Consider the following 6,484-nt stretch of genomic DNA (forward strand, 5'->3'; position numbering starts at 1 on the left):
TCAGTACCCGAAAGGGTTTTTTTATTTCTCTTTTATTAATAAATTAAAAAAGGTTCGAAAGAACCTTTTTTCTTATTTAAAGAAAACATCGTATAGAGCTTTAATAGCCTGTTTTTCTTGTTCTTGATTGACGACAAACATGATGGAAACTTCGCTGGATCCTTGCGAAATCATTTGGATATTAATGTTGTTTTCTGATAGAGCTTTTGTCGCTGTTGCAGTAACACCAATTTGATTTTTCATATTCTCTCCGACAATCATAATAATGGAAAGATCATGTTCAATTTCGGCATAATCCACTTGTAAATCTTGGATTAGATGTTTTAAAATTTCTTGTTCTTTAATTGGAGTCAATTCTTTTGACCGAAGAATTACTGATAAGTCGTCAATACCCGTTGGCATATGATCCCAACTAATATTCAAATCTTCTAAAATTTGCAATAATTTTCTACCAAAACCGACTTCTCTATTCATTAGGTATTTGGTGGTATTAATGCTGACAAATCCAGAATCTCCTGCAATTCCAACAACTTTAACATTTTCATTGGTATGGTTCAGCACAATCTTCGTACCTGGATGTTTTGCATTGTTGGTGTTCTTGATCACCATTGGAATCTTTCCACGATAGGCTGGTACCAGGGCTTCATCATGGAGGACACTAAAGCCAGCATAGGCTAATTCCCGCATCTCCTTATAGGTTAATTCAGGAATAGAATGTGGCTGTTTGATAATGCCTGGGTGAGCTGCAAAAATACCATCGACGTCTGTAAAGTTCTCGTAGAGATCTGCTTTAACTCCCGCTGCGATAATTGATCCTGTAATATCAGAACCACCTCTTGAAAAAGTACAGACTTGGCCTTCTTTAGTAATTCCAAAGAATCCAGGGATCACTAAAATTTCATTATGGTTTCTCAGTTCTTCAATCTTGTCATAACTAGAAGGGAGAATGCGAGCATTGCAAGGTTCACTTGTTACAAAGATACCTGCATCTTTTGGATGGATATATTTTGCTTCTAACCCCTTTTTTACAAAGTAAGCTGCAATGAGTTTGGCATTGTTGTTTTCTCCAGCTGCTAAGAAGGTATCATATAAGAAAGTGTTGTCAGACTTGGGAAGTGTTGCAAGGGATTTGATATCTCTAGCAATCTCTTCGATAATTTCCTCGTCTAAGTCTAACTCCTCTGTAATAGATTGATAGCGATTGATAATCCATTCTTGACTTTGGTTCGTATCTTTACCGTTGGTATATTCTTTATAATACTTGATGAGGGCATCTGTGACTTTTGTGTCCTCAGCATTTCGTTTTCCTGGAGCAGAAACGACCACGTATTGACGGGCTTCATCTTCTTTAACGATATTGAATACTTTTTCTAACTGGGTAGCAGAAGCTAATGAACTACCACCAAATTTAACTACTTTCATGTGGACTCCTTTACACAACTTTCTTTAAATTATACCAAAGATAGAGCTTGGTTACAATCTAAAAAAGCACTGTTATCAAGCGAGTCTTTCGGGTGAGACACTTTGTTATGAAAATGTAATTTACTTATCAAAGTAGTTGTGCTAAAATAATATAAAAATAAATAAGTTCAACTATCAAACAATTTGAATAGCGAATTAGTAAAGAGGTGGCTTATGGTGTTCGAAACGATTATTTATTCTGTAGAAGAGGATCTCGCATCTATTATTTTAAATAGACCAGAGGTTTCAAATGGTTTTAACATTCCAATGTGTCAGGAAATCCTTGAAGCATTAGAATTAGCTGAGAAGAATCCAGATGTTCGTTTTGTTTTATTTAAAGCAGTCGGTAAGGTTTTTTCAGTTGGTGGTGATTTAGCTGAGATGAAACGGGCTGTTGATGCTGATGATATCGATTCTTTAACGCAAATTGCGGAATTGGTCAATCAAATCTCTAAAAAAATGAAGCAAATTCCAAAACCTGTGATTATGGTTGCAGATGGTGCAGTTGCAGGAGCAACTGCTAATATGGCAGTAGCGGCGGACTTTTGTATTGCTTCTGATAAAGCGAAGTTTATTCAAGCCTTTGTTGGGGTCGGTTTGGCTCCTGATGCCGGTGGTCTATTCCTTTTAGGAAGAGCCATTGGTTTGACTAGAGCAACTCAGTTAGCAATGACTGGTGAACCATTAGGTGCTGAAAAGGCTCTGGAATATGGTGTTGTGTACAAGGTTTCTGAAGTAGAAAAATTAGACAAGACTGTCAACCAACTACTCATGAAGTTAAGACGTAGCTCAGACAATTCTTTTGCTGCGATTAAAGAGTTGGCTTGGTCTAGCATGCTGACTGACTGGGATCGTTATGCTGAAATTGAGTTGCGATTGCAGAGAAATCTTTCTCTAAAGGAAGACTTTAAAGAAGGAGTTATTGCCTATTCAGAGCGTCGGCGCCCAAAATTCCAAGGAAAATAAAAACGTAAAATTTTTATGTTTTTGTTGCTGAGGCTTGCTATTTGGTTTGATTTTTGATAAAATTCGATTATCAAAGTAATGAATAGGGGGTGTGGTTTTTGAATTTTCAACTAGTCAATGATTACCTTACATCCATTTTTAACAACGTATTAGTCATCGAAGAAACTAGTTTACGTAGCAGTCGATTTAATGATGTTTCCATCAAGGAAATGCACACAATAGATGTCATCGGCTCAACACCAAACGCAACTCCAAGTGATATTTCGCGTTCGTTAATGGTAACGTTAGGTACAGTCACTACCAGTTTAAATAATCTTGAACGAAAAGGTTATATTGAACGAACCAGATCTGAAGTCGATCGTCGGGTTGTCCATTTGAGTTTGACCAAAAGAGGCAAGCTCTTGTATCGGCTTCACCAACAATTTCACAAGCGGATGGTCAATCAAATTATTGATGGGATGTCTCCAGATGAACGGAAAGTGATGCAAAAAGGGTTGCAGAACCTTTATCGTTTCTTGGAGGAGTTGAAATAATGACTTTTGCAAAAATTAGTCAGGTAGCCCATTATGCGCCAAGCCAAGTGATTTCTAATCAGGATCTTTCTGAACGGATGGATACCAGCGATGAGTGGATTGCTAGTCGGACAGGAATTCGCAAGCGTCATATTTCTCAATCAGAATCAACCAGCGACTTAGCTACGGAAGTGGCTCGTCGCTTGCTCGAAAAAAGTGGTTTACAAGCGGATCAGTTGGATTTTATCATTGTTGCAACGATTTCGCCCGATTCGATGATGCCGTCTACAGCTGCTCGCGTTCAAGCTAAAATTGGTGCCTCTAAAGCTTTTGTTTTTGATTTGACAGCAGCTTGTAGTGGATTTGTCTTTGCTCTTGCAACCGCTGAAAAGTTGCTTCGCTCTGGCCAGTACAAACGAGGAATCGTTATCGGAAGTGAAACCTTATCGAAAGTGATTGATTGGGAAGATCGGACAACAGCGGTCCTATTTGGGGATGGTGCTGGCGGTGTTTTATTGGAAACTTCCGAACAACAAACTTTTTTAGCTGAAGGTTTATTTTCTGATGGTTCTCGCGGAGAGGTTCTTCAATCATCATCTGTTGGTTTATCTTCACCATATTCTGATAAGGAAGAAGATAAAAAATATTTATCAATGGATGGAAGAGCAGTCTTTGATTTTGCTATTCGGGATGTGGCTAAGAGTATTAAACAAATGTTAGCAGATGCTCCAGTAGCTGTTGATGAAATTGACTATTTCCTCTTGCACCAGGCAAATGACCGTATCTTAGATAAAATGGCTAAGAAAATCGGAGTTGATCGGGAAAAACTTCCTGCAAATATGATGGAATATGGCAACACCAGTGCTGCAAGTATTCCAATTTTATTATCGGAGTGTGTCGACCAAGGACTAATCAAATTGGATGGAAGTCAAATAATTCTTCTGTCAGGATTTGGTGGAGGTTTGACATGGGGCTCACTTCTTGTTACAATCTAGTTAAACATGTGGAAACACATTTTAAAAATTTATATTATTTTAAGGAGGCCAATCATGGCAGTATTTGAAAAAGTACAAGAAATTATCGTTGAAGAACTTGGTAAAGAACCATCAGAAGTAACTCTTGAGTCTACTTTTGAAGATCTTGAAGCTGATTCATTGGATTTGTTCCAAGTGATTTCAGAAATTGAAGATGCATTCGACATTCAAATTGAAACTGAAGAAGGATTGTCTACTGTAGGTGACCTTGTTGCTTACGTAGAAGAAAAAACTAAATAATAATGGATGAGAGTATCGAAAGATATTCTCTCTTGTTTAGGTAATAGTTTGACGCTCAAAGCAAAGAACCGCTTTCAAACTATTACTTAAGCGAAAATGAGGAAGGTACTATGCAAACACGAATTACTGAATTATTAAACATTAAATATCCAATTTTCCAAGGTGGTATGGCTTGGGTAGCAGATGGAGATCTTGCTGGAGCTGTATCTAATGCAGGTGGTCTTGGGATCATCGGTGGAGGAAATGCACCTAAAGAAGTTGTCAAAGCGAATATTGATCGCGTCAAATCCATTACTGACAAACCTTTTGGAGTCAATATCATGCTCCTTTCTCCTTTTGCAGATGATATCGTTGACTTGGTTATCGAAGAAGGGGTTAAAGTGGTTACCACTGGTGCAGGGAATCCTGGGAAATACATGGATCGTTTCCATGAAGCGGGCATTACTGTTATTCCGGTTGTACCTTCAGTAGCTTTAGCAAAACGGATGGAAAAACTAGGTGCAGATGCTGTCATTGCTGAGGGAATGGAAGCAGGAGGTCATATTGGTAAATTGACGACCATGACCTTGGTTCGTCAAGTGGTCGAAGCGGTTTCTATTCCAGTTATCGGTGCAGGTGGTGTTGCAGATGGTGCAGGAGCGGCTGCGGTCTTCATGCTTGGAGCAGATGCTGTTCAAGTGGGAACACGATTTGTCGTTGCTAAAGAATCAAATGCTCACCAAAACTTTAAGAATAAAATTTTGAAAGCTAAGGACATTGATACAGTGGTGTCTGCGTCAGTTGTTGGCCACCCAGTTCGTGCGATTAAGAATAAATTGGCTTCTGCCTATAACCAAGCTGAAAAAGATTTCTTGGCAGGTAAGAAGACTCAAGAAGAAATTGAAGAATTAGGAGCAGGTGCTCTTCGCAATGCTGTTGTTGACGGAGACGTTGATAATGGATCTGTGATGGCAGGACAAATTGCAGGTCTCGTAAGTAAAGAAGAAACCTGTGCTGAAATCTTAGAAGATATCTATCTTGGAGCTGCTAAGGTCATTCAGAAAGAAGCAGCTCGCTGGGCAGATGTGAAATTCTAACAAGTAAAGGAAAGGAAGAGAACAGTGACAAAACGTGCCTTCTTATTTGCTGGTCAAGGTGCCCAAAAATTGGGGATGGCTAGTGACTTGTATGCAACTTATCCCGTTGTCAAAGAGACATTTGATACGGCTAGTCGTATTCTAGGTTATGATTTGCGTGAATTGATTGATTCTAACGAAGAAAAATTGAATCAGACACGCTATACTCAACCAGCTATTTTGACAACTTCTGTAGCTATTTACCGTCTATTGGCAGAAAATGGTATGACACCGGATATTGTGGCTGGTCTCTCCCTAGGAGAATATTCTGCTTTGGTTGCTGCAGGCGCTCTTTCCTTTGAAGAAGCGGTCGCCTTGGTAGCTAAGCGAGGGGAATTTATGGAAACAGCTGCGCCTGCTGGAAGCGGGAAGATGGTAGCTGTTATGAATACTGATCCTGCCTTGATTGAAGAAATCTGTCAACAGGCTTCTGAAAAGGGAGTTGTAACACCAGCTAACTACAATACTCCTGCCCAAATTGTAATTGGTGGAGAGGTTGAAGCTGTGGATTATGCAGTTGAACTCTTACAAGAAGCAGGGGCAAAACGGTTGATTCCTCTGAATGTCTCTGGTCCTTTCCATACGGCCTTGCTTGCTTCTGCTAGTGAAAAACTAGCGACTGAACTTGAAAAAGTTACTTTTAAGGACTTTAGCTTGCCTTTGGTTGGGAATACAGAAGCAAAGATCATGAAATCAGACGAAATCAAAGCTTTATTAGCTCGCCAAGTGATGGAGCCCGTTCGTTTCTATGATTCGATTGCGACGATTCAAGAGTTTGGAGTAGATGAAGTGATTGAAATTGGTCCAGGTAAGGTCTTGACTGGTTTCTTGAAAAAGATTGATAAAACTCTTCCAACGAAAAATGTGGAGGATCAAGCCAGCCTTGATGCCCTACTGAACGAATAAGATGAGGTGACTATGGAACTAAAGAATAAAAATGTATTTGTTACTGGCTCTAGTCGAGGCATTGGATTGGCTATTGCGCATAAATTTGCGTCAAAAGGTGCCAACATTGTCTTAAATAGTCGTGGAGAGCTCCCAGCAGGCCTAGTGGATGAATTTGCCTCATACGGTGTGAAGGTAGTTGGCGTTACTGGGGATGTATCCCAAGCTACGGAAGCGAAACGAATGGTCGCGGAAGCGATTGAAGCACTTG

General features: G+C 39.6%; 8 protein-coding genes. 7 read left to right on the top strand and 1 reads right to left on the bottom strand.

Translation table 11 applies throughout. The features are described 5' to 3' along the window. Nucleotides 1-72: 72 nt before the first annotated feature. Nucleotides 73-1,422, bottom strand: a complete 1,350-nt coding sequence (locus ACLOR3_RS09460) for an aspartate kinase (RefSeq protein ID WP_411400979.1) — start codon at nucleotides 1,420-1,422, stop codon at nucleotides 73-75. A gap of 213 nt (nucleotides 1,423-1,635) precedes the next feature. On the opposite strand from ACLOR3_RS09460, the gene ACLOR3_RS09465 reads away from it, so the two are divergent. From ACLOR3_RS09465 to ACLOR3_RS09495, 7 genes are all read left to right on the top strand, one after another. After that, nucleotides 1,636-2,427 carry an enoyl-CoA hydratase gene (locus tag ACLOR3_RS09465; RefSeq protein WP_411400980.1) on the top strand — a complete coding sequence of 264 codons (792 nt, stop codon included), beginning with the start codon at nucleotides 1,636-1,638 and terminating at the stop codon, nucleotides 2,425-2,427. Between the two features lie 98 nt (nucleotides 2,428-2,525). Beyond that, nucleotides 2,526-2,960, top strand: a complete 435-nt coding sequence (gene fabT / locus ACLOR3_RS09470) for a fatty acid biosynthesis transcriptional regulator FabT (RefSeq protein WP_006597415.1) — start codon at nucleotides 2,526-2,528, stop codon at nucleotides 2,958-2,960. Beyond that, the gene (locus tag ACLOR3_RS09475; RefSeq protein WP_411400981.1) at nucleotides 2,960-3,934 is read left to right on the top strand and encodes a beta-ketoacyl-ACP synthase III; all 975 of its coding nucleotides are present in this window, start codon (nucleotides 2,960-2,962) and stop codon (nucleotides 3,932-3,934) included. The genes fabT and ACLOR3_RS09475 overlap by 1 nt, the downstream gene beginning before the upstream one ends. Before the next feature lie 54 nt (nucleotides 3,935-3,988). Next, the gene (locus ACLOR3_RS09480; RefSeq protein ID WP_003003892.1) at nucleotides 3,989-4,213 is read left to right on the top strand and encodes an acyl carrier protein; all 225 of its coding nucleotides are present in this window, start codon (nucleotides 3,989-3,991) and stop codon (nucleotides 4,211-4,213) included. A 110-nt stretch (nucleotides 4,214-4,323) separates the two neighbouring features. Further along, a complete protein-coding gene (fabK, locus tag ACLOR3_RS09485; protein ID WP_048688761.1) occupies nucleotides 4,324-5,289 on the top strand; it encodes an enoyl-[acyl-carrier-protein] reductase FabK in 966 nt (321 codons plus the stop codon). Between the two features lie 24 nt (nucleotides 5,290-5,313). Next, nucleotides 5,314-6,234 (top strand): ACP S-malonyltransferase, encoded by a 921-nt coding sequence (gene fabD / locus ACLOR3_RS09490; RefSeq protein ID WP_411400982.1) that lies wholly within the window; start codon nucleotides 5,314-5,316, stop codon nucleotides 6,232-6,234. Between the two features lie 12 nt (nucleotides 6,235-6,246). Then, nucleotides 6,247-6,484, top strand: a 238-nt coding sequence (locus ACLOR3_RS09495) for an SDR family NAD(P)-dependent oxidoreductase (RefSeq protein WP_412037175.1), incomplete at its 3' end; no start/stop codon positions are given.

This window comes from Streptococcus intestinihominis (assembly GCF_046824975.1).
Taxonomy (GTDB): Bacteria; Bacillota; Bacilli; order Lactobacillales; family Streptococcaceae; genus Streptococcus.

Bases quoted from the DNA above. Each gene is read 5' to 3' on its own strand.
- ACLOR3_RS09465 (WP_411400980.1), top strand. From the start codon at position 1,636: ATGGTGTTCGAAACGATTATTTATTCTGTAGAAGAGGATCTCGCATCT.
- ACLOR3_RS09475 (WP_411400981.1), top strand. From the start codon at position 2,960: ATGACTTTTGCAAAAATTAGTCAGGTAGCCCATTATGCGCCAAGCCAA.
- ACLOR3_RS09460 (WP_411400979.1), bottom strand. From the start codon at position 1,422: ATGAAAGTAGTTAAATTTGGTGGTAGTTCATTAGCTTCTGCTACCCAG.
- fabK (WP_048688761.1), top strand. From the start codon at position 4,324: ATGCAAACACGAATTACTGAATTATTAAACATTAAATATCCAATTTTC.
- ACLOR3_RS09480 (WP_003003892.1), top strand. From the start codon at position 3,989: ATGGCAGTATTTGAAAAAGTACAAGAAATTATCGTTGAAGAACTTGGT.